The 23,383-nt window shown below is 70.8% G+C and carries 22 protein-coding genes and 1 pseudogene; 5 read left to right on the top strand and 18 right to left on the bottom strand.

Translation table 11 applies throughout. The features are described 5' to 3' along the window. Positions 1–64 precede the first annotated feature (64 nt). Both ACYVDO_RS01375 and ACYVDO_RS01370 read left to right on the top strand, forming a co-directional pair. Positions 65–967 (top strand): LysM peptidoglycan-binding domain-containing protein, encoded by a 903-nt coding sequence (locus ACYVDO_RS01375; RefSeq protein ID WP_460932260.1) that lies wholly within the window; start codon positions 65–67, stop codon positions 965–967. Continuing rightward, on the top strand, positions 964–1,545 hold the full coding sequence (locus tag ACYVDO_RS01370; RefSeq protein ID WP_460932258.1) for an Rv3235 family protein: 582 nt from the start codon (positions 964–966) through the stop codon (positions 1,543–1,545). The genes ACYVDO_RS01375 and ACYVDO_RS01370 overlap by 4 nt, the downstream gene beginning before the upstream one ends. Positions 1,546–1,555: 10 nt before the next feature. Here ACYVDO_RS01370 and ACYVDO_RS01365 read toward each other — a convergent pair whose 3' ends face one another. The 4 genes and pseudogenes from ACYVDO_RS01365 to ACYVDO_RS01350 all read right to left on the bottom strand — a co-directional run bounded on the left by ACYVDO_RS01365 (position 1,556) and on the right by ACYVDO_RS01350 (position 6,328). After that, positions 1,556–1,924 (bottom strand): SEC-C metal-binding domain-containing protein, encoded by a 369-nt coding sequence (locus ACYVDO_RS01365; RefSeq protein ID WP_460932667.1) that lies wholly within the window; start codon positions 1,922–1,924, stop codon positions 1,556–1,558. A 68-nt stretch (positions 1,925–1,992) separates the two neighbouring features. Continuing rightward, positions 1,993–4,486: pseudogene (secA, locus tag ACYVDO_RS01360) on the bottom strand (preprotein translocase subunit SecA); the annotation flags it as partial. A gap of 168 nt (positions 4,487–4,654) precedes the next feature. Beyond that, complete coding sequence (locus ACYVDO_RS01355; RefSeq protein WP_460932256.1) at positions 4,655–4,942, bottom strand: GNAT family N-acetyltransferase; 288 nt, start codon at positions 4,940–4,942, stop codon at positions 4,655–4,657. A gap of 36 nt (positions 4,943–4,978) precedes the next feature. After that, on the bottom strand, positions 4,979–6,328 hold the full coding sequence (locus ACYVDO_RS01350) for an MFS transporter (RefSeq protein WP_460932254.1): 1,350 nt from the start codon (positions 6,326–6,328) through the stop codon (positions 4,979–4,981). Positions 6,329–6,556: 228 nt separating this feature from the next. Between ACYVDO_RS01350 and ACYVDO_RS01345 the strand changes: the two genes are divergently transcribed. Then, on the top strand, positions 6,557–8,392 hold the full coding sequence (locus ACYVDO_RS01345; RefSeq protein ID WP_460932252.1) for a histidine kinase N-terminal 7TM domain-containing protein: 1,836 nt from the start codon (positions 6,557–6,559) through the stop codon (positions 8,390–8,392). Here ACYVDO_RS01345 and ACYVDO_RS01340 read toward each other — a convergent pair. The 4 genes from ACYVDO_RS01340 to ACYVDO_RS01325 form a co-directional block, all read right to left on the bottom strand. Further along, on the bottom strand, positions 8,330–9,550 hold the full coding sequence (locus ACYVDO_RS01340; protein ID WP_460932250.1) for a winged helix-turn-helix domain-containing protein: 1,221 nt from the start codon (positions 9,548–9,550) through the stop codon (positions 8,330–8,332). The two genes, ACYVDO_RS01345 and ACYVDO_RS01340, sit on opposite strands and share 63 nt — an antisense overlap. After that, on the bottom strand, positions 9,547–10,245 hold the full coding sequence (locus ACYVDO_RS01335) for a response regulator (protein WP_460932248.1): 699 nt from the start codon (positions 10,243–10,245) through the stop codon (positions 9,547–9,549). Before ACYVDO_RS01335 ends, ACYVDO_RS01340 begins: the two co-directional genes overlap by 4 nt. A gap of 53 nt (positions 10,246–10,298) precedes the next feature. Further along, positions 10,299–10,940 (bottom strand): ribosome hibernation-promoting factor, HPF/YfiA family, encoded by a 642-nt coding sequence (hpf, locus tag ACYVDO_RS01330; RefSeq protein ID WP_460932246.1) that lies wholly within the window; start codon positions 10,938–10,940, stop codon positions 10,299–10,301. 233 nt (positions 10,941–11,173) lie between these two features. Next, positions 11,174–11,938: a ComF family protein gene (locus ACYVDO_RS01325; protein ID WP_460932244.1), complete on the bottom strand. Its 765-nt coding sequence runs from the start codon at positions 11,936–11,938 to the stop codon at positions 11,174–11,176. Between the two features lie 130 nt (positions 11,939–12,068). Here ACYVDO_RS01325 and ACYVDO_RS01320 point away from each other — a divergent pair, with 130 nt between their 5' ends. Next, entirely contained in the window at positions 12,069–13,682 is a 1,614-nt protein-coding gene (locus tag ACYVDO_RS01320) for a sensor histidine kinase (protein ID WP_460932243.1), read from the top strand. Beyond that, complete coding sequence (locus ACYVDO_RS01315; protein ID WP_460932241.1) at positions 13,679–14,329, top strand: response regulator transcription factor; 651 nt, start codon at positions 13,679–13,681, stop codon at positions 14,327–14,329. The genes ACYVDO_RS01320 and ACYVDO_RS01315 overlap by 4 nt, the downstream gene beginning before the upstream one ends. Positions 14,330–14,442: 113 nt before the next feature. On the opposite strand, the gene ACYVDO_RS01310 is transcribed toward ACYVDO_RS01315, so the two are convergent. The 10 genes from ACYVDO_RS01310 to ACYVDO_RS01265 all read right to left on the bottom strand — a co-directional run bounded on the left by ACYVDO_RS01310 (position 14,443) and on the right by ACYVDO_RS01265 (position 23,226). Beyond that, complete coding sequence (locus ACYVDO_RS01310; protein ID WP_460932666.1) at positions 14,443–15,363, bottom strand: type II secretion system F family protein; 921 nt, start codon at positions 15,361–15,363, stop codon at positions 14,443–14,445. After that, positions 15,363–17,198 (bottom strand): type II secretion system F family protein, encoded by a 1,836-nt coding sequence (locus tag ACYVDO_RS01305; RefSeq protein ID WP_460932239.1) that lies wholly within the window; start codon positions 17,196–17,198, stop codon positions 15,363–15,365. Before ACYVDO_RS01305 ends, ACYVDO_RS01310 begins: the two co-directional genes overlap by 1 nt. A gap of 152 nt (positions 17,199–17,350) precedes the next feature. Next, positions 17,351–18,730 (bottom strand): CpaF family protein, encoded by a 1,380-nt coding sequence (locus tag ACYVDO_RS01300; protein ID WP_460932237.1) that lies wholly within the window; start codon positions 18,728–18,730, stop codon positions 17,351–17,353. Then, positions 18,730–19,914: an AAA family ATPase gene (locus ACYVDO_RS01295; RefSeq protein WP_460932235.1), complete on the bottom strand. Its 1,185-nt coding sequence runs from the start codon at positions 19,912–19,914 to the stop codon at positions 18,730–18,732. The genes ACYVDO_RS01300 and ACYVDO_RS01295 overlap by 1 nt, the downstream gene beginning before the upstream one ends. After that, positions 19,911–20,723 carry an RcpC/CpaB family pilus assembly protein gene (locus ACYVDO_RS01290; RefSeq protein WP_460932233.1) on the bottom strand — a complete coding sequence of 271 codons (813 nt, stop codon included), beginning with the start codon at positions 20,721–20,723 and terminating at the stop codon, positions 19,911–19,913. Before ACYVDO_RS01290 ends, ACYVDO_RS01295 begins: the two co-directional genes overlap by 4 nt. Positions 20,724–20,736: 13 nt before the next feature. After that, the gene (locus ACYVDO_RS01285; RefSeq protein ID WP_460932232.1) at positions 20,737–22,050 is read right to left on the bottom strand and encodes a pilus assembly protein TadG-related protein; all 1,314 of its coding nucleotides are present in this window, start codon (positions 22,048–22,050) and stop codon (positions 20,737–20,739) included. A gap of 10 nt (positions 22,051–22,060) precedes the next feature. Next, positions 22,061–22,528 (bottom strand): TadE/TadG family type IV pilus assembly protein, encoded by a 468-nt coding sequence (locus ACYVDO_RS01280; protein ID WP_460932230.1) that lies wholly within the window; start codon positions 22,526–22,528, stop codon positions 22,061–22,063. Then, entirely contained in the window at positions 22,528–22,770 is a 243-nt protein-coding gene (locus ACYVDO_RS01275; RefSeq protein WP_460932228.1) for a Flp family type IVb pilin, read from the bottom strand. The genes ACYVDO_RS01280 and ACYVDO_RS01275 overlap by 1 nt, the downstream gene beginning before the upstream one ends. A gap of 51 nt (positions 22,771–22,821) precedes the next feature. After that, entirely contained in the window at positions 22,822–22,986 is a 165-nt protein-coding gene (locus ACYVDO_RS01270) for a Flp family type IVb pilin (protein WP_460932226.1), read from the bottom strand. Positions 22,987–23,052: 66 nt separating this feature from the next. After that, positions 23,053–23,226 (bottom strand): Flp family type IVb pilin, encoded by a 174-nt coding sequence (locus ACYVDO_RS01265; protein ID WP_460932224.1) that lies wholly within the window; start codon positions 23,224–23,226, stop codon positions 23,053–23,055. Positions 23,227–23,383: the final 157 nt, after the last annotated feature.

The raw sequence follows: 23,383 nt of genomic DNA, 5'->3' as shown, positions 1-23,383 counted from the left end.
CGGGCCGTCGTGGCCTACGGTCAAACGAAGGCAAACACATGCAAACACACGCCAAGGGGGAAACGTGGAGGGAACACGCCGTCGGATCGGGCGTGTCATCGGGGGCGCCGTGGCGGTGCTCGCCGTGGGGGCCGCGCTCGAGGCCGCGCTCGTCGTGTCGTGCCGCCTGCAGTGGCGGACCGTGCTCGAGCCGGGACCCGCGCGGCTCGACGAGGTCGTCGCGGCGGTGCTGGCGCTGGCCGCCGTCCTCGTCGGCGCCTGGCTCACCGCGACCGCCGTGGTCGCGCTCCTGGCGCACCTGCCCGGGCGTCTCGGTCGCGGGCTCGACGCGTGGTCCCGGTCCTGGTCACCGGCCCTCGCCCGCCGCGTGGCGACGGTCCTGGTCGGTGCGAGCGTGACCGGGGTGGTCGCCCCGGGAGCTGCCGCCGGCGTGGTTTCCCCGGCCCCGGTCCCCGGGTTCAGCGCCACCGCGCCCGTCGCCGTGGGAACCGCGTCCGCCCCCGGCTTCAGCTCCACCGCACCCGTCACCGTCAGCACCGCGTCCGCCCCCGCCCCCACCTGGTCGCCTCCGACGACGGATGATCCGTCCGCACCGGGGTTCGCACCGACCGCGAGCCCGCAGCCGACCGCGAGCCCGGAGCCGCCAGCGGCCGGCGAGGCGCCGGTGACCGGCGAGGTGCCGGTGCCGGGTTGGGTGCCCCCGCGACCGGTCGTCCGGCCACAGCCCGCGCCCCACCTGGTGGCCGGGCCGGGACGCCAGGCCCCCGCCGAGGTCGTGGTGCTGCGGGGCGACAGCCTGTGGTCCATCGTCGCCCGGCACCTCGGCCCCGAGGCCACCGACGCCGAGGTGGCCGAGGCGTGGCCGCGCTGGTGGGCGGCCAACCGCTCGGTCGTCGGAGCAGATCCCGACCTCCTCCTGCCCGGGCAGGTGCTGAGCGTGCCTCGCGACGCGGCGGTGACCCGGTGAGCGCCGCGGCGACCGGTCAGGTGGCCGGCACGACGGCGCAGTCGCGTCCCCGGCTGCGGCCGCTGCGGGTACTCCCCGCACCGAGGCACCGCCCACCGGTGCTGCCCGACACGGAGTGGTGGCCCGAGGCCCCCGGCGACGACCCCCGCTACGTCCAGGGCGCGCTGGCGATGGACTTCGACACCCTCACCGACGAGCAGCTCTTCGGCTCGCGCCCGACCCGGCGCGACGACCTCCCCGAGCCGAGGGACTGGGCGGGTCACGTCGCCCAGGCCCTCGTGGAGGTCATGTCCGGCTCCCGGCCGGCACCTCAGCTGCTGCGGTGGACGGTGCCGGAGGTGTATGCCGTAGTGGCCCGACGCGCAGCCGTGTCGGCCCGGCGTGCGGCCGCCGAGGGACGTCGCGGCGTCCCGGCCGCCGGCCGCGCCGTGGTGCGCAGCGTCCGGGTCTGCGAGCCGGCGGACGGGGTGGCGGAGGCGAGCGCGGTCGTCGTCGACGGCGGCCGGGTGCGTGCGCTGGCGTTCCGGATGGTCGGCCTCGACGGTCGCTGGCGGGTGGAGGCCCTCCAGGTCGGCTGAGACCCGCCCGTCAGAGGTTCTTCCCGTGGCACATCTTGAACTTCTTGCCCGAGCCGCAGGGACAGGGACCGTTGCGCGAGGCGCCGCGCAGCTGCTCGGCGGTCAGGGTGTCCGAGGCGGTGCCGACCGCGCGGTGCTCGACGTCACCGGTCTCGGTGGGGGCCGAGTACTGCAGCTGCTGCGGACGTCGCTCCGGCTGCTCGAGCCCCTTGGCACGGAACGCCGGCTGCGCCTGCTCCCCCGCCCCACCGGGAGCGGTGGCGTCGGCCCGCAGCTGCGCCGGGGCCAGCGCGTCGTCCCGCTGTCCCTCGGCGCCCGACCCGGCGGCAACTGCCTCGGGCTCGGCCTCGGAGCTCGACAGACCCGACCCGGCGAGCATGTCCGACACGCTCATCGGCTGGACCGGGGCGGCCTCCTCGTGGGTGTGGTCCACCTCGACCTGGATGTTGAACAGGTAGCCGACCGACTCCTCCTTGATCGACTCGTTCATCGCCTCGAAGAGCTGGAAGCCCTCGCGCTGGTACTCCACGAGCGGGTCGCGCTGGGCCATCGCCCGCAGGCCGATTCCCTCCTGCAGGTAGTCCATCTCGTAGAGGTGCTCGCGCCACTTGCGGTCCAGGACCGAGAGCACCACGCGGCGCTCGACCTCGCGCATGACCTCCTCGCCGAGCTCGGCCTCGCGGGCGTCGTAGGCGTGGTGGGCGTCGGAGCTGATCTGCTCGCGCAGCAGGTCGGCCGTGATCGCGCTGCGGTCACCGGCCAGCTCGGCGACGTCGTCCGGCGTGATGGACACCGGGTAGAGCGTCTTGAGCGCCGTCCAGAGGCGGTCGTAGTCCCAGTCGTCGGCGAAGCCCTCGGCGGTCTCGGCCGCGACGTACCCGTCGATGACGTCGTTGACGAAGTGGCGGATCTGCTCGTGCAGGTCCTCGCCCTCGAGCACCCGCCGGCGCTCGTCGTAGATCACGGTCCGCTGCCGGTTGAGCACGTCGTCGTACTTGAGGACGTTCTTGCGGATCTCGAAGTTGCGGCCCTCGACCTGGCCCTGCGCGCTCTGGATCGAGCGGCTGACCATCTTGGACTCGATCGGCACGTCGTCGTCCATCTTGGCGGTCGTCATGAACCGGTCGACCATGGCGGCGTTGAACAGGCGCATGAGGTCGTCCTGCAGCGACAGGTAGAACCGGGACTCGCCCGGGTCGCCCTGGCGGCCGGAGCGTCCCCGCAGCTGGTTGTCGATCCGGCGCGACTCGTGCCGCTCGGTGCCCAGGACGTACAGGCCGCCGAGCTCGGTGACCTCGTCGTGCTCGGCCTTGACTGCCTCCTCGGCCTCGGCGAGCGCCTGGTCCCAGGCAGCCTCGTACTCCTCCGGGGTCTCCTCCGGGTCGAGGCCGCGCTGCTTGAGCGCCGCGACAGCCATGAACTCGGGGTTGCCGCCGAGCATGATGTCGGTGCCTCGACCGGCCATGTTGGTGGCCACGGTGACTGCACCCTTGCGACCGGCCTGCGCGACGATCGCGGCCTCACGCTCGTGCTGCTTGGCGTTGAGCACCTCGTGCGGGACGCCCTTGCGGCGCAGCTGGTCGGAGAGGTACTCGCTCTTCTCGACCGAGGTGGTGCCGACGAGGACGGGCTGTCCCTTCTTGTGCCGGGCGACGAGGTCGTCGACCACCGCGGAGAACTTGGCCTCCTCGGTGCGGTAGACGAGGTCCGGCTGGTCCATGCGGATCATCGGCCGGTTCGTCGGGATCGGGACGACGCCGAGCTTGTAGATCGAGTACAGCTCGGCCGCCTCGGTCTGGGCGGTGCCCGTCATGCCCGAGAGCTTGTCGTACATGCGGAAGTAGTTCTGCAGGGTGATCGTGGCGAGCGTCTGGTTCTCGTTCTGGATCTCGACGCCCTCCTTCGCCTCGATCGCCTGGTGCATCCCCTCGTTGTAGCGCCGGCCCGCGAGGATGCGGCCGGTGTGCTCGTCGACGATGAGGATCTCGCCGTTCATGTTGACGTAGTCCTTGTCCCGCTTGAACAGCTCCTTCGCCTTGATGGCGTTGTTCAGGTAGCCGATGAGCGGGGTGTTGACGGACTCGTAGAGGTTGTCGATGCCGAGGTAGTCCTCGACCTTGGCGATGCCGGCCTCGAGGACGCCGACGGTCTTCTTCTTCTCGTCGACCTCGTAGTCGCCCTGGCCGGACTCGAGCTCGCCGCGCGTCAGCCGCTGGGCGATGCGCGCGAACTCGGTGTACCACTTGGTCGCCGCGTCGGCGGGACCGCTGATGATGAGCGGCGTGCGGGCCTCGTCGATGAGGATCGAGTCGACCTCGTCGACGATCGCGAAGTTGTGGCCGCGCTGGACGAGCTCGTCCATGGTCCAGGCCATGTTGTCGCGCAGGTAGTCGAAGCCGAACTCGTTGTTCGTGCCGTACGTGATGTCCTTGGCGTACTCGGCGCGTCGCTGCTCGGGGGTCATCGCCGACAGGATCACGCCGGTCTCGAGGCCGAGGGCGCGGTGGACGCGGCCCATGAGCTCGGACTGGTACTCCGCGAGGTAGTCGTTGACCGTGACGACGTGCACGCCCTTGCCCTCGAGGGCGTTGAGGTAGGACGGCAGCGTCGCGACGAGGGTCTTGCCCTCACCGGTCTTCATCTCGGCGACGTTCCCGAGGTGCAGGGCCGCGCCACCCATGAGCTGGACGTCGAAGTGCCGCTTGCCGATGGTCCGCTTGGCGGCCTCGCGCACGGCCGCGAACGCCTCGGGGAGGATCTCGTCGAGAGTCTCCCCGTCGGCGAGGCGCTTGCGGAAGACGTCGGTCTCGGCGCGCAGCTCGGCGTCGGTGAGCTTCTCGAAGTCCTCCTCGATGGCGTTCACCTGGGCGGCGATGCCTTGGAGCTTCTTGAGGATGCGTCCCTCACCGGCACGCAGCAGCTTTTCGACGATCTTGGACACGCAGTCTCTCCTGGAAGTTCGCGGCCTCCGGCGACGGATGCGCCGGCGGCCCGCACTAGGTTAGTCGACCCTGTCCGCCCGTCGGACGCACGTCAGGGGGAACACTCCCCCGGAGCGCCAACGCGGCGCCCGCCCGGGCGGTTCCGGCAGGGCGGCGCCCCGGCGCGGCTACGGTGCGACGAGGTCCTGGTAGTCGGGGTGGCGCTCGATCCAGGCGGCGATGAAGGGGCACATCGCGACGACGTCGTGCTCCCCCGCCGCGCGCACCTGGTCCAGCGCCCCACGCGCCAGCTCGCTGCCGACCCCCTGCCCCTCGTACGCGTCGTCCACCTCCGTGTGGGTGAAGACGATGTGGCCCCCGGAGAACCGGTATGCCGCGAAGCCGGCGAGAGTGCCGTCGACGTAGGCCTCGTAGCGGCTGAGGTCGGGGTTGTCCTTCACCGTGGTCTCGCTCATGGCCCCACCCCACCAGACGGGCTGCCCCGCCGCACCTCAGGCCAGGGCCGCGACCTCGGCCTCCTCGAGCGGCGCGGCGTCGCGCTCCTCGCCGGGCGACCGCGAGATCGCGAGGCAGGCCAGGGCGGCGAAGAGGCACAGGCCCCCGGCGGTCAGCCACGCGGTGTAGTAGTCCCCGGTGGCCTGGCGCACCCACCCGGCATACGAGGCGGCCACCCCGGCGCCCACCATGTGGGCGGCGAACACCCAGCCGAACACCACGCTGGAGCGGGCGACGCCGAAGTGGCGCCGGCACAGGGCGATGGTCGGGGGCACCGTCGCCACCCAGTCCAGCCCGTAGAAGACGATGAACAGGAACAGGCTGGGGTGCAGGTCCGGCCCGAGCAGCGCCGGCACGAAGAGCAGGGACAGCCCGCGGAACCCGTAGTACCCGCAGAGCAGGAGGCGCGGGTCGACTTTGTCGGTGAGCCACCCGGAGGCGATGGTCCCGACGAGGTCGAACACGCCGACGAGGGCGAGCAGGCCTGCGGCGGTCGTCTCCGGCATCCCGTGGTCGTGGGCGGCCGGGATGAAGTGGGTGCCGATGAGGCCGTTGGTGGACCAGCCGCAGATCCAGAACGTCGCGAAGAGGATCCAGAACGTGCGTGACCTGGTGCTCGACCGGAGCGTCGCCAGCGCGAGGCGGGCAGGACCCGGCCCGGGCAGGTGGCGCGACGGAGCCGGTTCGGGGTCCGCCCCGGGCTCGGAGCCGTAGGGTGCCAGCCCCAGGTCGGCTGGGTGGTTGCGCACGACGAGCAGCACGAGCGGCACGAGCACGAGCGAGGCGGCGCTGACCACCAGGGCCGCCCAGCGCCATCCGGGGCCGGTGGCGAGCGCGGCGATCCCGGGCAGGAAGACGAGCTGACCGGCCGCCCCGGCGGCGGAGAACACCCCGGTCACCAGTCCGCGGCGCGACTCGACGAACCACCGGTTGGCCACCACCGAGCCGAGCACCAGGGCCATCGCGCCGGTGCCGACCCCGATCGCCAGCCCCCAGAGCAGCCACAGCTGCCACGGCTCGGTCATGACGGTGGTCAGCCCCGAGCCGGCCGCCACGAGGGCGAGCGCGGCGACCACGACCGAGCGGATGCCGAACCGCTCCATGAGGGCGGCGGCGAACGGCGCGGTGAGCCCGTAGACGACCAGGTTGGCGGTCACCGCGCCGGAGGTGGTCGCGCGGGACCACCCGAACTCCGTCTCCAGCGGCACGAGGAGGGCGCCCGTCGAGGACCGGAAGCCGGCCGCGGCCACCAGCGCGCCGAGCACGACCAGCGCGACCCACCACGCACGGCGTCCTGCGGTCCGGGGAGCTCGGGTGGCCGGCGTCGTCACGGCAGGAAAACTCACCTGCGCAGGCTATCTGCCACGCGGACGCCCGGGACAGCCTGATCCGGACAACACCCGCGCGGTTCCCGCCAGCCGCTGGCGCTTCGACCAGCGCTGCCGGTGTCGGCGTCGACGCCGCGGGTCTCGTTTCCGTCACTTCGCCTCCGGAGCCGGCCCCGCACCGGTTACGGTGTGCTCAAGGGGACGGGCTGTGGTGGTGGGGGCAGGAGCCTCGCGAGGGGGTCGTGCATGCTGGAGCTGCTCGCGGTGTCGATGGCGGTGGCGGGCACCCTGCTGGCCGTGCTCGCGCTGTACGCCGCCTGGCGCCGGGACACCCCCACCGGCTGGAGCCTGGCAGCCGTCCTCGGCTCCGTGGCCTGGTGGGGACTGGCGTATGCCGTGGAGCTCGCCTCGGTCGCGGTCGCGACCAAGTCGCTGTGGGGTGACCTGAAGTACCTCGGCGTGAGCCTGCTCGGCCCGTCGTTCCTGTGCTTCGTGTTGCAGTACACCGGTCGCGGCCACCGGGTCACGCGCCGGCTGCTGCTCCTGCTGGCGGTCGAGCCCGTCGTGGTCATGGCCGCCCTCGCCGTCCCGGCGACCCACGACCTGGTGCACCACTACCCCGCCCGCGTGGCCCCCGACCAGCTCGTCGTCGTCGCGACCGGTCCCCTCTTCTGGGTGCACCTCGTCTACGTCAACGCGCTGCTGGTCGTCGCGACCGTGCTGTTCATGACGAGCATGGTGCGGCTGGCCCGCACCTACCGCCGGCTGGCCCTGCTGCTGATGGCCGCGGGGCTCCTGCCGTGGGTCGCGAACTTCCTGCACAACGGGGGCGTGGGGGTCTTCGCCCGCATCGACCTCACCCCCTTCGCCTTCAGCCTGACCGGCGGGGTCCTGGTCTGGGGGCTGTTCCGGGAGCGGATCACCGACCTCGCCCCGCTGGCCCGCAGCGCCGTCGTCGAGACCATGGCCGACGCCGTCCTCGTGCTCGACGCCTTCGGGCGCGTGGCGGACGTCAACCCGGCCGCGGCCTCGCTCCTGTCGGCCACGCGGTCCTCGCTGGTCGGGCGCCGGCTGACCGACGTCCTGCCGCACGAGGTCCGCTTCGCCGTGGCGACGCCGGACGGCGGTGCGCCGGAGGTCCACATCGAGGACGCGTCGGGCGAGCGTTCCTTCGACGTGCAGCGCCAGCAGCTCGCCGACGGGGCCGGACGCCCGGCCGGCGAGCTGATCGTCCTGCGCGAGGTGACCGACCGGGTCCGGGCCAGGACCGAGCTGCAGCGGGTGCTCGCCGAGCAGCGACGCGTCGCGACGGCCCTGCAGGCCAGCATGGTGCCCGGGCGCCTGCCCACGGTCCCGGGCTGCGAGGTCGCGAGCGCGTACCACCCGGCCGGTGACGGCGGCGAGGTCGGGGGTGACTTCCTGGACGTCTTCGCGCTCGGCCCGCGGACCTGGGGCTTCGTGCTGGGTGACGTCAGCGGGAAGGGGGCGCAGGCGGCGGCCGTCAGCGCCGCTGCCCGGTACACGATCCGTGCCCTCGCCGAGGCCCGGCACCGACCCAGCCGCACCCTGCGGTCGGTCAACACCCGCCTGCTCGAGGCCACCCACCCGGAGCAGTTCTGCACCGTCGTCTACGGGCAGGTCGAGCCGCTCGACGACGGGGTGCGGCTCACTTTCTGCCTGGCCGGGCACCCGCTGCCCATCGTGGTGCAGCCAGGAGTCGGCAGCGGGGAGCACGGAGTGCCCGGGACCGTCCTGGGCCTGCTCGAGGACCCCGAGCTGCACGACACCACCCTCGTGCTCCGGCCCGGCGACCTGCTGTGCGCCTTCACCGACGGGCTGGTCGAGTCCCGACGGGGGCAGGCGATGTTCGGGACGGGGCGGGTGGAGTCCGTGCTCACCCGCCAGGCCGCCCATCCGTCGGAGCGGGTCCTGGAGGCCCTGCTCGGCGCGGTCCGCGACTTCCACGGCGGGGTGCTCGAGGACGACCTCGCCGTGCTGCTCCTGCGCGCGGAGCCGGCCTCAGCCGAGGCCGTCGACGACCTGCCCGACGACACCAGGCAGGCCCAACCAGCCGGCGAGTGACGCGAGCTCGGCGTGGAGGGCCGGACCGGCCTCCGGTGGCGCACCGGGCTCCCAGTGGACCGCGTGCACCCGCAGGACACCGGCGGCCCGGTCGGCCTTGAGGTCGCAGCGCGCCACGAGGTGCTCGCCGAACAGGAAGGGCAGCACGTAGTAGCCGTGCACCCGTTGCGCGGCAGGCACGTAGATCTCGAGCCGGTAGTCGAAGCCGAACAGCGCCGCGGTCCGCTCGCGCTGCCAGATGAGCGAGTCGAACGGGCTGAGGAGGGCGCGCGCCTGCACCTTCCTGGGACGGCGCGCGTCGACGTGCAGGTATGCCGGCCGGCGCCAACCCTCGATGGTGGCGGGGCGGAGCACTCCGTCGGCGACGAGCGTCTCGATGGCCGGGCGCGCCTGCTCCGGCTTGAGCCGGAAGTAGTCGCGCAGGCACTGCTCGGTCCCGACCCCGTGCGCGCGGGCGGAGAGCTCGACCAGCGCGCGGAAGGCACTGGCGTCGTCGGGGCGGTCCTCGGGGCGAGCCGCCACGGCGAGCACCGGCTTCGGCAGCACCCGCTCGAGCGAGGCATACCGGCGCTCGAACTGCTGGGTACGCCCGGCCGAGGAGATGCGGCCCGACCAGAAGAGGTGCTCGAGGGCGCTCTTGACCAGCGACCAGTTCCAGCCCCACTGGTCGCGGGACCGGGGCAGGTCGTGCTCGAGGGCCGCCTCGAGCTCCCGGGAGGTGACCGGGCCGCGCGTCACGACCTCGGTGAAGACCGCCTCGACCAGGTCGGGGTGGTCGCGGGCGACCCGCTGCATCCCACCCCACGAGTCGGCCAGCGCCCGTCGCATCCGGAAGTCCAGCAGGGGCCACGTGGTCGGCGGGACCAGGCTCGCCTCGTGGGCCCAGTACTCGACGAGCCGCCGTGGGGCGCGGTCCCGGGCCCGGTCGAGCAGGGCGGTGTCGTAGGGCCCGAGCCGGGAGAAGAAGGGCAGGTACTGGCTGCGCGTGACCACGTTGACGCTGTCGATCTGGACGACCTGGACCCGTTCGACGACGCGCTGGAGGTGCCGCGCTGTCGCCGTGCCCGGCTCGGGACGACGGTCGAGGAAGCCCTGCGCCGCCAGGGCTATCCGCCGCGCCTGGGCCTTCGTGAGGCGCAGCGGGGCAGGGCCGGTCATTCGTCGGGTTCGAGGAGGTTCTCGCGCACGGCATACATCGCCGCCTCCATCCGCGAGTGCAGCTGGAGCTTCTCGAGGATGTTGCGGACGTGGTTCTTCACGGTGTTCTCGGAGATGAACAGGTCGTGCGCGATCTCCTTGTTGGCCAGGCCACGGGCGACCAGGCGCAGCACCTCGAGCTCACGCTCGGTGAGGCGGGGCGCGCCGACCGCGGACGGACGCTCACCCTGGCGGCGGCTCATCTGGGCGAACTCGGCCAGCAGCTTGGAGGCCATGGAGGGCGAGATGAGGGAGTCCCCGTTGTGCACCGCCCGGACGCCGTCGGCGATCTCCTCGCCGGGGACGTCCTTGAGGAGGTAACCGTTGGCGCCGGCCTTGACGGCCTCGTAGAGGTCGGACTCCTCGTCGGACATCGTGAGCATGATGATCTTGGTCGAGGGGACCTGGGACTTGATCCGCTGGCACGCCTCGATGCCGGAGGTGTGCGGCATCCGCACGTCCATGAGGACGACGTCGGGCAGCAGCTCGACCACCCGGTCGACCGCCTCCTTGCCGTCCCCGGCCTCACCGACGATCTCGATGTCGTCGTCCTGGGAGACCACCATCTGCAGCCCGCGCCGGTACAGCACGTGGTCGTCCGCGATGACGACCCGGATGGGGTCGGCAACGGGCGCGGCCTGCGGGTCGTCGGTCACCCGCGCATTCTGTCATGAGACGCCGTCGGCGCAGGTCAGCGGAGGTCCTGCGGTCAGGAGACCTTCCGGTCGGCGTCGGGCTCGGCGACGTCGAGGTGGATGACGCCGTAGGACCAGCCCCGGCGCCGGTAGACCACGCTCGGCTGCCCGGTGTCCATGTCGTGGTAGAGGTAGAAGTCGTGGCCGACCAGCTCCATCTCCCGGACGGCCTGGTCGAGCCCCATGGGCGTCGAGGCGTGGACCTTCTCGCGGACCTCGATCGGGGAGTTGCCCTGCGTGCCGAAGGGGTCGTCCTGCTCCCCTGTCGCACTGTCATCGGCCTCGAGCGCGGTCCCGTTCGACTCGAACCGGGCGCTCGCCTCGGCGAGTGACTCCGGGGCGTGCCGGCCACGGTGGACGCGCTTGCGGTCCTGCGCGCGTCGCAATCGCTCCATGAGCTTGTCCATGGCGAGGTCCAGCGCTCCGTACTTGTCGTCCAGGCAGGCTTCGGCCCGCACGATGGGGCCCTTCACATGGCAGGTGATCTCGACCCGCTCGCACGCCTTCGCCTGGCGCTTGTTGGGCTCGTGACTCACCACGACGTCGACCCGCTGGGCGCGGGGCGCGAGCTGCGGGATCTTCGCCAGCTTCTCGTCGAGGTGGGCACGGAAACGGTCCGAGACCTGCATGTGACGTCCGGTGACGACAATTTCCACGGTGTCCTCCATGGTTACGGCGGATGGGGGTGTCGGGAGCGGCGGGACCCCGGAGCGTCAGCCGCGACACCACCCCCCACCTGGCGCGGAGGAGGTTCCTGCTCCCCTCGCCGGGGCGCCTGACGGACGAGGTCCGCGACGCCCTGCGGTCGTGTCCAGCACGGGGGCCAGGGGGGCCATGTACCGACGGTAGTTGGTCCACGAGGTTTCCGACAGCGCATCTGACCCCACGTTTACCGAGGGGTTCCGGAGGGGGCCGGCCGAGGCACGACCCGCGGGCCGCGCCGGCGTTCGGTGGCGCAGACGACGGCCGCCGCGACGTCACGGGCCCCTGCTGAGCGCAAGGCCCGAGCCGCCTCCGCGAGCGTCGCACCCGTGGTGAGGACGTCGTCGACGAGGAGGCAGGGCGAGCGCGCCACCGCATCCTCGCAACCGGGGCGGACGACCAGCGCGTGCTCGAGGTTGGCGGCGCGCTCGCGGGCGCCCAGGCCCGCCTGGTCGGCCACCCTCCGGCGGACGGCGAGGACCTGGCCCAGCACCACCTCCCGGGGGCCGAACCCGGCGACGGCCCGGCGCGCCAGCGTCACGAGCGGCGCGTCACCCCGGGCTCGCCGCGCCCGGGCCGAGGAGGGTACGGGCACCACGAGCACCGGACCATTGCCACCCGCCAGGGCACGGCGCACCCGCGGGTCGAGTACGAGCACGGCCTCGATGCTCGCCGAGAGGAGCTCGGCGAGGAGGGGGGTGCAGTCCCTGCGGTCGCGGTCCTTGTGGGCCACGACCAGGCGGGCCGCGGCGCCGGCGAAGGGCGTGCAGGCGACGACGGGCGGCAGTGCCGTGGGGCACGGGTCCGGCGCCACCCGGCGCGGACCGTCGGGCCACCGGCCCTGCTCCAGGTCGGCCCGGCACCGGGGGCAGAGCCCGTCGTCCGGAGTGCCGCAGGCGGCGCACGACGGTGGCAGGGCGAGGTCCACGAGGCTGCGCAGGGCACCGGTCACGCACACCCGCCGATCGTCTCGGACGCGTGTGTTCGGGGCGATCAGGCGACGTGGGCGTGTGGACGCGACTAGGCTGTGGACCGGCCTGTGGACAGCGGGGCGACGGAGCCGGGTGAGACAGGAGGCACACATGACGTGGATGCCACACCTCGCGGTGTCCACCAGGCTCCGCCTGGCATTCGCCCTGCTCGCGGGCATGTTCGCGTACATCGACGGCGACCTCCTCGCCGGTCTTCCCTGGATCCTGCTCGTCCTCACCCTGGACCTCACGGCGGCCGGGCTTGCCTACCTCACGGTCCTCGACACCGCCGTGCGCCGCGCGCAGGTGTGGGCGCTGTTGTGCGGCTCGACCGTCATCGCCGGTCTGGCGATGGGGTTCACCGGCGGCTGGGCGAAGCTGCTCGTCCTCATCCCGGCCTACCACGCGGGCACGAGGTTCCGGCACCGCGGAGCGGTCATCGTCCCCGTCCTCAGCGCTCCGGTCGCCCTGCTGACCGCCTGGCAGCTCCATCGCCTGGACACCGCCGAGGCCGTCAGCATCGGACTGGCCGTCCTGCTGGCCCTGCTGTTCGGCATGTTGGGCGCCTGGTCGCACGCGCTCGAGCCCGAAGCGCCCCCGGTCGACGCGAACGTCGCGGCGGAGGCCGGGCTGCTCCTGCGCCGGCTGCACGAGCTCGCCGACACCCTCGACACCGGCTTCGACGCACCGGCCTCGGCCGAGATGGCCCTGCAGGACCTCGCCAGCCGGATGCGGGCGGCGCGCAGCGCGGTGCTCGTGGGCTACGGCACCGACCCCGCCGTCCCCCTCGCCATCCGCGGAGCAGACCGCACCCCGTGGCCGGACCCCACCGAGCCGGGCTCCGTCCTCGCTCCGGCCTGGAACGACGGGGTCGCCACCCTGACGGAGTGGACGGAGGACCTCGTCGGTCGGTCCCTGCTGGCGGTGCCGCTCCACGACGAGAACGGCCAGCGCATGGGGCTGCTCGTCGCGGACCGGCCCCTCGTCACTCCGTTCACCGAGAGCGACCTCGACGCCGCGATCGGGGTCGGCTCGCAGCACTCCACGAACATCGACCTCTCGGTGCTCTTCGCGGGCCTGCGTGAGCGCGCCGGCCTGGAGGAGCGGGAGCGCCTGGCGCGGGAGATGCACGACGGCATCGCCCAGGAGATGGTCGCCCTCGGCTTCGGGATCGACTCGCTGCGCCGCATCGCGCGCACCCAGGGCTCGCCCCTCGCCGACGACCTCGACGGCCTGCGCGAGGAGGTTTCCCGGGTGCTGGCGGACCTGCGCCTGCACATCGCCGACCTGCGGATCGCGGTGCGACCCGACACCGGGCTGGGCGCGATGATCGGGGCGAGGCTGCAGAACTTCGGCTCCAGCTCCGGCGTCACGACGCGGATGCACCTGAGCGAGAACGGGTTCCGGCTCCCGGCGCACACCGAGGTGCTCATCTACCGGTTGTTCCTCCAGGTGCTCGCCGACGCCCGGCACTCGCTCAACGCCACCATGGTCGAGGTGCGGCTCAACGTGGCGGCACCGCGAGTCGAGCTCTGGATGGGCCACAACGGCACCAGCTCCCTCACCGAGCGTGACTTCACCGACAACCCCCTGACCGGGCTCGGCGGCGAGATCGTCGTCGAGCCCTACGCTGGTGACGGCGTCGCCATCCGCATGCGCATGCGGGGCCGCGGCGGCGCTCCGTCGGCAACCTTGTCGAACGAAAGGATCCCCCAACCGTCATGACCATCAACGTCGTGGTGATCGACGACCACACCCTCGTCCGTGAGGCGGTGTGCCGGATGATCGACAGCGAGGACGACCTCAAGGTGGTCGGCCAGGCTGGCGGGATCGCCGAGGGCAAGGCCGTGCTCGCTGCCAACCTCATCCATGTCCTCGTCGTCGACGTGTCGATGCCGGACGGCTCCGGCCTCGTCCTGGCCCGCGCCGCGCGCGAGGCCTCTCCCCGCCTGGGCATCGTCGTGCTGACGATGCACAACGACGACGAGACGCTGCTCGAGGCGCTCGACCTCGGGGCGTCGGCCCTCGTGCTGAAGTCGGCACCTTCCGACGAGGTCATCGCGGCCGTGCGCCGGGCGGCCGTGGCTCCGGACGCGTTCATGGCCACCGGGCTCGCCGAAGCCCTGCGTCGGCGCGACTCCAACGACAAGCCGCGGCTCACCCCGCGGGAGGCCGAGGTGCTGGACCGCCTCGTCGCCGGCGACTCCATCGCGGCAGTGGCCAAGCGGCTCTACATGAGCGAGTCCACCGTGAAGACCCACGTGTCGAAGGTCTACGAGAAGCTCGGCGCCCACAACCGCGCGTCGGCCGTGATGGCCGCTCTGCGTCTGGGGCTTGTCAAGGCGGAGTCGGTGGGCCAGGTCAACCGCTGAGGCCCGTTTCCACTCCGGCGTCCTCGACATGCGACGAGAGCCGCTGGAACAGCACGACGGGAGGGTGTCCGCCGCGGCGGACACGCTCCCGTCGTGCTGTTCGCGCTGGGCACTCACATGGCGCTGAAGGTGTCCACGATCCGAATGGCGCCCGGACCGATGATCACGATGAACAGAGCCGGGAAAATGCACAGCAACATCGGGAAGAGGATCTTCACCGGCACCTTCTGGGCCTTCTCCTCCGCCAGCTGACGGCGGACCAGGCGCATCTGGTTCGACTGTTCCCGAAGCACGTTCCCGATGGGCAGGCCGAGCCGATCGGCCTGGACGAGGGCGCTCACGAAGTTCTTGGCCTCCGGAACGGTCGTCCGGTTGGCCAGGGAGGAGAACGCCTCGCCCCGCGACTTGCCGATCTGCACCTCCGACAAGACGCGGGCGAACTCCCCCGCGATGGGGCCGTCGACTGACCGGGCCACTTGGAGCAGCGCTGCGTCGAAACCTTGACCAGCTTCGACACAGACGGTGAGCATGTCGAGGGCGTCAGCGAGGCCCCGTCGCAGTTCGTCCTGTCGCTTGAGGCCCAAGTTGTACAGCAGCAGGTCAGGTACGAAGAACAGCAGGACGGCGCCGATCGCGGCGAACAGCACGCCACGGAGACTGAAGCCACCGAAGAGCAGACCGAGCAGTGCGCCCACGAAGACGCCGATGCCCTTGCCCCCCATGATCCGCTCGGCGGTCCACCCCTGGGGGTTGCCGGCGAGGTCGAGGCGACGCGTCATCTTGTCCGAGGTTCCCTCGGGTGACAGGCGGTAGGCGATGCCTCGCAGGCCTCGGAGCATGGGCACCGCGAGACGCTCGAAGGCCGGCAAGTCGGCCTTGCCCACTTCCTGGGCGTCCACGGTGCGCTCGATGAGCGCGAGCGAGCGCGCAACGCCGGTCGCCTCTCCGGCGCCGGCGGTGACCGCCATGACGATGGTGACCAGGCCCGCGGCGACGCAGACCAGTCCGACAAGGAGGAGAACTGACGTCATCATCACACCTGCACATCCACGACTTTACGCATCCAGAACACTCCGGCGGTCAATGAGAGGACACCAGCCACCAACATGGCGATCCCGAGGGGACGCGTCCAGAGCAGCTCGACGTACTCCCGGTTGGTCTGCATCGTGTAGAAGAAGATGCCGATGGGGAGCCCGATCAGGATGTAGGCAGACAGCTTGCCCTCGGCGGACAGAGCCCTGACGTGCCGCTGGAGCGCCTCACGTTCTCGAAGGGTCGTCGCGGTGGTCCTGAGGGTCTCGGCGAGGTTGCCGCCGACCTCCCGCTGGATCCGGATCGCCATGGTGGTCCACTTCATGTTGACGCTGCCGGTCCGCTCGGCCATCCGCTCCAGCGACTCGCTGATGTCGGCACCGATGCGAGTCTCGGCCAGCGCCCGTCCGAACTCCTTCGCAGCAGGCTCCGCTGCGTCCTTGGCCACAGCGTCCAGGGCTTGGAGAAGCGAGAAGCCGGTGGAGAGGCTGGACGCCACCAGCGTGAGCACGTCCGGGAGCTGGGCCTCGAACTTCTTGGACCGCCGCTTGGCCAGGAACCGCAGCACCAACGAGGGGAGGGCGACGCCGGCGAGGACACCCAGGATCATGGAGACCGCCGTCATGACCAGTCCCCCGCGCATCAGGAGCATGACGACCGCAGTGGTGACAACCACCGCGACGATCCGCAACACCCACCACTCACCGGCCCGGAGGGGCAGGTCTGCGCGTTCGATGAGCGCCATGGTCTTGCTCGTCGACTCTCGTCCCTCCATCACCTTGTCACCCAGGTTGACGAGGTTGGCCGACAGGCTGGTCGAGGAGCCCGTCGCGCCCGAAAGAGGCATGGCGGTCGTCGGGTTGACGTAGCGCTCGATGGTCTCGACCCGCTTGGATCGTCCCGACCTCAGTTGCGGGGCGACGAGGGCGATGAACAGGACGACGAGGCCAAGGAAGAGGGCAGCAACCCCGGCGAGCAGGACGATGTTGACACCACCGGGTGCCTTCAGTCGTGCCAGCGCGGGAGCCGCACCCGCGTCCGCCACGACGGGCGGGGCGGTCGCGACAGGGGCGGGTGGTGCGGCGCCGAAGTCGACCGAGGCCTGGGCGACGAACGACCGCCCGCCGGCCGAACCAGAAATCGACACGGGCACCACGGCGCTCAGCCCGGCATCGGGCCGGATCGTGAAGCTCACCTGCGAGTCGAGGACGTTGGCGGCCGCCTCGAAGGCCGCCTTCACCGCCGCGGCGTCGTTCGCTGCCGCCACGCTGCCACCGCCGGCCGAGGCGAAGCCCTTCAGCACCGAGCCGTCGCTCTCCGCCGTCTTGAAGGCGATGGCCTCCGTGCGGACGTCGAACTTGCCCAGTGCAGCGGTCGCGGTGTTCCGGGTGGCCTTCCGGCTGGCTGTGTCCCCCCCATCGCTGAGCAGGATGATGCTGCGGTCGTCGTACCCGGCCAACGCGGTCGTCGCCAGCGCGACCGCGTCGTAGAGCGAGGTCTCGCCCCGGGCCTTCAGCGCGTTGACTTCCTTCTGGACCAGAGCGCGGTTGGCGGTCGGTGCGACATCGACCCCGGCGGTGCCGGCGAACGAGATGAGGCCAACGGCGACGTCCTTGGGGGCATCCGCCAGGAACGCCGCCACGGAGCTGCGGACGACCTGCATGCCTGGCTCGCCCATGGAGCCGCTCGTGTCCACCACGAGCATCGTCGCTCGGCGCGACGACGACTGCGGACGAGTGCTGACCGGGTACGTCTTGCCGCCGACAGTGGCACTCAGGGAGGCGGCGTCGATGGTGAGCGCTTCCAGACCGCCCCGGACGCTGAGGACCCCCGTCACGTCATCACCTTCATGCGCGAGGGAGCTCAGCGACGCCGGGACTGGCTGACCCGCCGCCATGGCAGCGCCCCAGCCCAACAGTGCGCCCACCAGCGCGCCTGCGCCCACGGCAGCCACGCCACGCCGGACCCGTCGAAGGACATTCCTCTCCACTAGACGCCCCGAACGAACATGTCGGGGGCGAAGTCGATGCCCAGGTCGTGGAGCTCCTCAGCGAACTTGGGGCGCAGGCCCGTGCTCACCAAGGTGCCGCGGAACCGACCCTGCTCGTCGCGCCCGGCGGAGTAGTTGAACGTGAAGATGTCCTGCATCGTGATGATGTCGCCCTCCATCCCGGAGACCTCGCTGATCGCGACGATGCGGCGCGAGCCGTCCTTGAGTCGGGCCTGCTGGATCACCAGGTCGACAGCACCGGCCACCTGCTCGCGGATCGCGCGCACCGGGAGGTCCACGCCGGCCATGAGGACGAGGGTCTCCAGGCGGGAGAGGCTGTCGCGCGGGCTGTTGGCGTGGACCGTGGTGATCGAGCCGTCATGACCGGTGTTCATGGCCTGCAGCATGTCGAGCGCGGCGCCGTCTCGGATCTCACCGACGACGATGCGGTCGGGCCGCATACGCAGCGAGTTCTTGACCAGCTCGCGGATGGGGATGGCGCCCTTGCCCTCGATGTTGGACGGACGCGACTCCAGGCGCAGGACGTGGTCCTGGCGCAGCTGGAGCTCGGCCGCGTCCTCGATGGTGACGATGCGCTCGTCCTCGGGGATGAAGGAGGACACCACGTTGAGCAGGGTGGTCTTACCCGAGCCCGTGCCTCCGGAGATGATGATGTTCCGCCGGCCACGGACACAGGCGTCGAGGAAGTCCCGACCCCGCTGCGTGAAGGTCCCGAACGCGATGAGGTCGCGGTCGGTGAAGGGGTCGGTGGAGAACTTGCGGATGGTGAGCATCGCGCCGTCGAGCGCGATGGGCGGGATGACGGCGTTGACACGGGAGCCGTCGGGGAGGCGTGCGTCCACGAGCGGGCTGGCCTCGTCGACCCGCCGTCCGACGCGTCCCACGATCTTGTCGATGGTGCGGCGGAGGTGGGCCTCGCTGGAGAAGTGTGTGTCGACCGGATAGAGCTTGCCGGCGCGCTCCACGTAGATGGAGTCGGCACCGTTGACCATGATCTCGGAGATCTCACTGTCTCGAAGCAGGGGCTCGAGCGGACCATGGCCGAGGATCTCGTCGGACACCTCTTGAGCGATGCGCGTGCGGTCGGACAGGGAGAGCGGCGTCTCCTCCTGGTCGATGACCTCCTGGAGGGTGTGCCGGACCCGGGTCTCGAGCTCGTTCTGGTCCAGGTGGGGGTCGTACAGCTGCGGGCCCAGGGAGTCGAGAAGGGCCTGGTGCACACTGGCCTTGACCGTGGCAAAGGGGTCGACGATGCGGTGGCGCTCCTGCACCTGCTGGCCTGCCGCCTTGGCGTGCGTCTCGGGGAGGTTCGGCTGGGCGGCGCGCCGCACGCTGTCGAGACGGTCTGCGAGGCTCATCACTTACCCCCTCGGGTGAGGCTCCAACGGCGCTGCGGCCCGGCGTCGACCTTGGCCTCCGCGCGGCTCTCGGGCGAGCCGGGATTGCGCAGGAACTTCTCGGTCAGCTCCTTGAAGGCCACGCTGACCGGGTGCCGTGGCTCGTCGATGACGAGCGGCACACCCTTGTTGACCGACGCCGGCACGGCAGGGCTCGTAGGCACCATGAGGGCGATGTCCTGCCGGATCGCGGTCACCACGTCCTCGGCGCGCAAGCCCACCTTGGCGTCGGACCGGTTGAGGACCACCAGGCGGGAGTCCTTGGGGGTGCCGAGCAGGTCCAGGGTGTCCAGGCTGAGGCGCAGGTTCTTCACCGCCGGGATGTCCAGGGTCGCGATGAGGACGAGGAGGTCGCTGTTGTCGAAGGCTGCGAGCACATGTTCCGTGAACGCAGGAGGCGTGTCGATGATGACGAAGTCGTACACCGACTTGGCCACCCGGAGCAGCTCGCTGATGGTGCTGCCCGGGATGCGGTCCGCGTCGCTCGGGTCGGACGGGGCCGCAGCAGCGTCGAGCCCGCTGCTGTGACGGGTGACCACCGAGGCGAGTCCCTGCTCGTCGATGTGCCCCGCCATGCCGACCAGGTCCATGATCGACGTGGTGGGCAACATCTGCAGGCTGATCGCGACGTCCCCGAAGGCCAGGTCGAGGTCGACGAGCAGCACCTTGGACCCGGCGGTCGCGAGGTAGGCCGCGATGTTGGTGGAGAAGGTCGTCTTGCCCACCCCGCCCTTGGCAGAGAAGACCGTGATGACCTTGCCGTCGCGACTCGCGTCCGTGGTCGTGTGCCCGGCAACCTTCTGCGAGATCTCGCGGCTGCGGCGGGCTGCGTCCGCGAGCGACGTCAGGTCGTCGGCCTGGACGACCTCGCGCACGCCGGCGCGCAGGGACTGGGCCAGCACCGCGACGTCCACCCGGCGGCGGGTGAGGATCACGCCCACCTCTGGCCGCTGGATCCTCACGCTCTCGGAGAAGTCGCACGCCGAACCGAGGTCTACGTCCGGACCGATGATGACGAGGAACTCGGTGGAGTCTGCCTCGAGCGCACGGCTCAGGGCCGCCGGGGAGTCGTGCCGGGCGACCCCACCCAGCGCGACCTGGAACCGTTCGACGGCGCCGGGGTCGGCGTCCCAGAGAAGGGTCACTTGCCCAGCCCGCTCAGGTCGACGAGGTTGAGGTCATCCGCACGCGGGACCGTGCCCATCTTGAGGTCCGCACTTCGGAGGCCCGCGTAGAGGACTCCCTTCTGGATGGCGTGGACCAGCTTCGTCGAGTCCTTCGGGCTGACCGCGACGGTCACCAGGAAGGCGGGAGCACCGCCCGCGGGCGCAGCGGCAGCTGCCTTGGGGTCCTCGGCGGAGGCCGCGGCCGTCTGTCCCGGGTTGAGGGCCGAGTCGCCCATGCCGATCACGAGCACGTTGTCCATGATCAGGCTGGTGCCGCTGACCCCTGCCTCGTTGAGCGCCTTCGACTTGGCGTCGGCGCCGATGGCCTTGATGTTGTAGGTGTCGAAGATGGCGATGTGGCTACCCGGAGTCACGAAGCTGCCGACACGCGCGGGGTCCGAGAGCTGCAGCGAGATCGCGAGCATGCCCTGCGGCACCTCGATCGCCTTCGACCCCGTGGGGGTCTTGCCGAAGCGCGCTGCCTGGAGGTACTCCCCCGGAGCGATGTCCGTGACTGCCACCAAGGCTCCGTTGGTGTCGTCGACCTGCGTGAGAGCGCCAGCTGGAGCTGCCTTGGCCGCGACCTGCGTCCGCACGATCAAGCCGGCGCGGACGGCGTCCTTGAGCACCGTGGACGCAGGCACCAGTGCCTTGGACACGTACACGGTGGTGGGCTGGTTCGCCGCCACCGCGCGGCTGTCAGCTCCTCGGGCGTAGAGCAGCACGGCCGCGACGCCGACGAGGGCGATGACAGCGGCTGCGAAGATGGCGATGACGCGACGTCCCATGGTTGCTGGGTTCCTATCCGATGTTGACAGCGGCCTGGAGACCGGTGTTGGGGGGCTGCGGTCCGGGCGGGTTGTTCAGGAGGTCCTGCAGGTCGGCCTTGGTGATGAGGTCCTTCAGGAAGAAGCCCGACATGCAGCGGTCCCCCCCGGTGCAGGGATTGCCCCCGGGAAAGGGGTTGTTGGGGTTGATCGAGCTCTGCGGGTCACTGGAGAAGTACCAACCCGTGAGGTAGAAGGCCGCGTAGTTCATCACGCGGTAGTAGGTGTTGCTCCCGTTTCCCGAGTTGCACCCGCCCGGCGGATCCGTGGTCGTGTAGGCCGGCCAGGTCTGGTAGCTCATGCAGTCGAACACCGGGACGTAGACCACCTTGCCCAGGAAGGCGTGGAAGATGGCCGGGTCACAGGGCGCAGAGCTACCGGGGGTGCCGTGGTACCACGAGTCGTCACTGGTCATCACAGTGCAGGAGGCGTTGTCGATGACCGAGAACCCACCCGGGGCGGTGTGGCCGTTCCAGTTGGGGCAGGTCGTGTCATTTCCCTTGGTGTAGACGGCCCGCTCCCAGCTGCCCGCCGGCCAGGGGTTTGTGGCGGATCCGTAGCCGTAGGTGGTGGTGTTGTCCGGGCCCGGCGGATACAGCAGGGGGTTGCCTGGGGTCAACGGGTTGTACCCTGTCTGGTTCTTCCAGTCGCAGTACGAGATGATGACGGGCAGCACGTTCAGTGTCCCCGGGTTGACCGGGCCCCATGCGGCCCGTGCGCAGGCGCTCACAGTGCTCTGGGCCTGGCCGCCGTTGGCCTTCGAGAACCAGTTGGTGATGCCGGAGGAACCATTGGCCTCCTTGGTCACCGTGCGGACCTCCACGTACGGAAGTCCCTTGGCAGTCACGGCCGGAGGGACTGGCGGACAGTCCGGACCGCCAAGGGTGGTCGTGGGACACAGCGTGAGCGCGGCACCCTTCGCCACCGCCTGGGCCACGGCTACGGAGTTGCCGCACGCACCTTGCACGCCGCCCACCTGGTCGCGGGTGTTGTTCTTGTTGTTGAGGGCCGCCACGTCCTGGGCGGTCGTACTGCCTGCGGTGTCGGTGCACTTCGCAGCGTCCCGGGCGCAAGCCATGGCCATGCTCGAGGTGGCACTGTCGGCACCGTTCTGCAGCTGGCGTCGCTCGAACATGAGGCCACCCACGTCCACCGCGAGAGCCGCCATGCCGAAGAGGACACAGCCGCCGAGGAGGATGGCGACGATGGTTGCCACCGCTCCGCGCTCGCCGGCCGCCGGCCGCCCGGCCAGTCGCGCCAAGCGGGTCATGATGAGGATGCCGTGCATCGTGTCTCCTCTACGAGCACTGCATCGAAGCAGTGGCAGTGATGGTCGGTGGGGCGATGTTCCCGCCGACCAGCCGGGGGACGACGTTGAGCATCAGCCACCGGAAGTTCGTGGCGGTAACCGTCACCTTGGCCACCGGAGCACTGGACGAGCCGGGACTGGTGTCGACCTGGCAGACAGTGGTGCCGGTTGCTCCATTGCCGGGCCAGGTGGTCACGGTCACCCCCGGGGCGACGAACGGTGTCAGGCCACCGGTGGCCTTGCGGGCCTGGAGGTCCACATCCGCCGAGCTGTAGGCCTTCGTCGCAGCCATGCGGGCGCCGTCCCGCGCCGCGTTGGTGACGATGACCTCACCCAGGTACATCCGGCCGAAGTCGATGACGCCTCCCAGGATCAGCAGCAGAACTGGCAGGACGAGCGCCATCTCGACGGCTGCTGCGCCGCGTTCGCCGAGGCCGGCGCGAAGGCGAGTTCGCATCAGAGCGCGCTGCTAGGCACGCCGAACAGCTGGACCATGTTCTGCCCGAACAGCGCGACTGCACTGACGATGACGACAGCGATGAGGCTGACCATGATGGCGTACTCCACGGCGGTCGCTCCGCGGTCGTCGAGGCTGGCGCCCCGGCGACCGCGGAGACCGCGCACCCATGACTGCCGAGAGGAACCGTCCCGGACGGTCTCGTCCTGGACGAGACCATCAGTGCTGACAAAGACGTGCATGACCTCTCCTCGGGTGCGCGGCATACGACCCGTCGATGCCGCTCGTGTGTCTCAGACGCTGGTGGCGACCGAGTTGAACAGGCTGTTGAGGTTGCCACCCAGAAGGGTGACCGCGGCGATGATGACGATGGCGATCAGTGCGACCATGAGGCCGTACTCGACGGCTGTCGCACCCTTCTCGTCACGCACTGCGAACCGCTTGATGGACTTGAACACTGGCTTCTCCCTCCGAGGTGTCAGCCGGCGGATCCTGCTGACAGTTGCGTCTGTCGGGATGCGCGGTCAGACCGAGGTGGCCACGTTCTGGAAGAGGCCCTTGAGGTTGCCACCGAGGAGGGTGACCGCGGCGATGATGACGATGGCGATGAGCGCGACCATCAGGCCGTACTCGACGGCGGTGGCGCCCTGCTCGCGGGTGGCGAGGCGGGCCTGGAGCTTGGCGACGAACTTGGTCATGTCTGTGAGTCCTTTCGAGACCAACAAGGTGGGCAGACGGGCGTCTGCGGCAGCAAGACTCCCAATCGGGCAGGGTGTGGCGAATCCCCTGTCAAGCCACTCCCGGCTAGACCTTTGCACCGTGCAGATCGGACGAACGGGTGATGGACCGGCTGTC

It is taken from the genome of Phycicoccus ginsengisoli (genome assembly GCF_054779295.1).
Note: the sequence above shows the minus strand (reverse complement) of the source record. Positions and strands in the feature narration are given on the sequence as shown.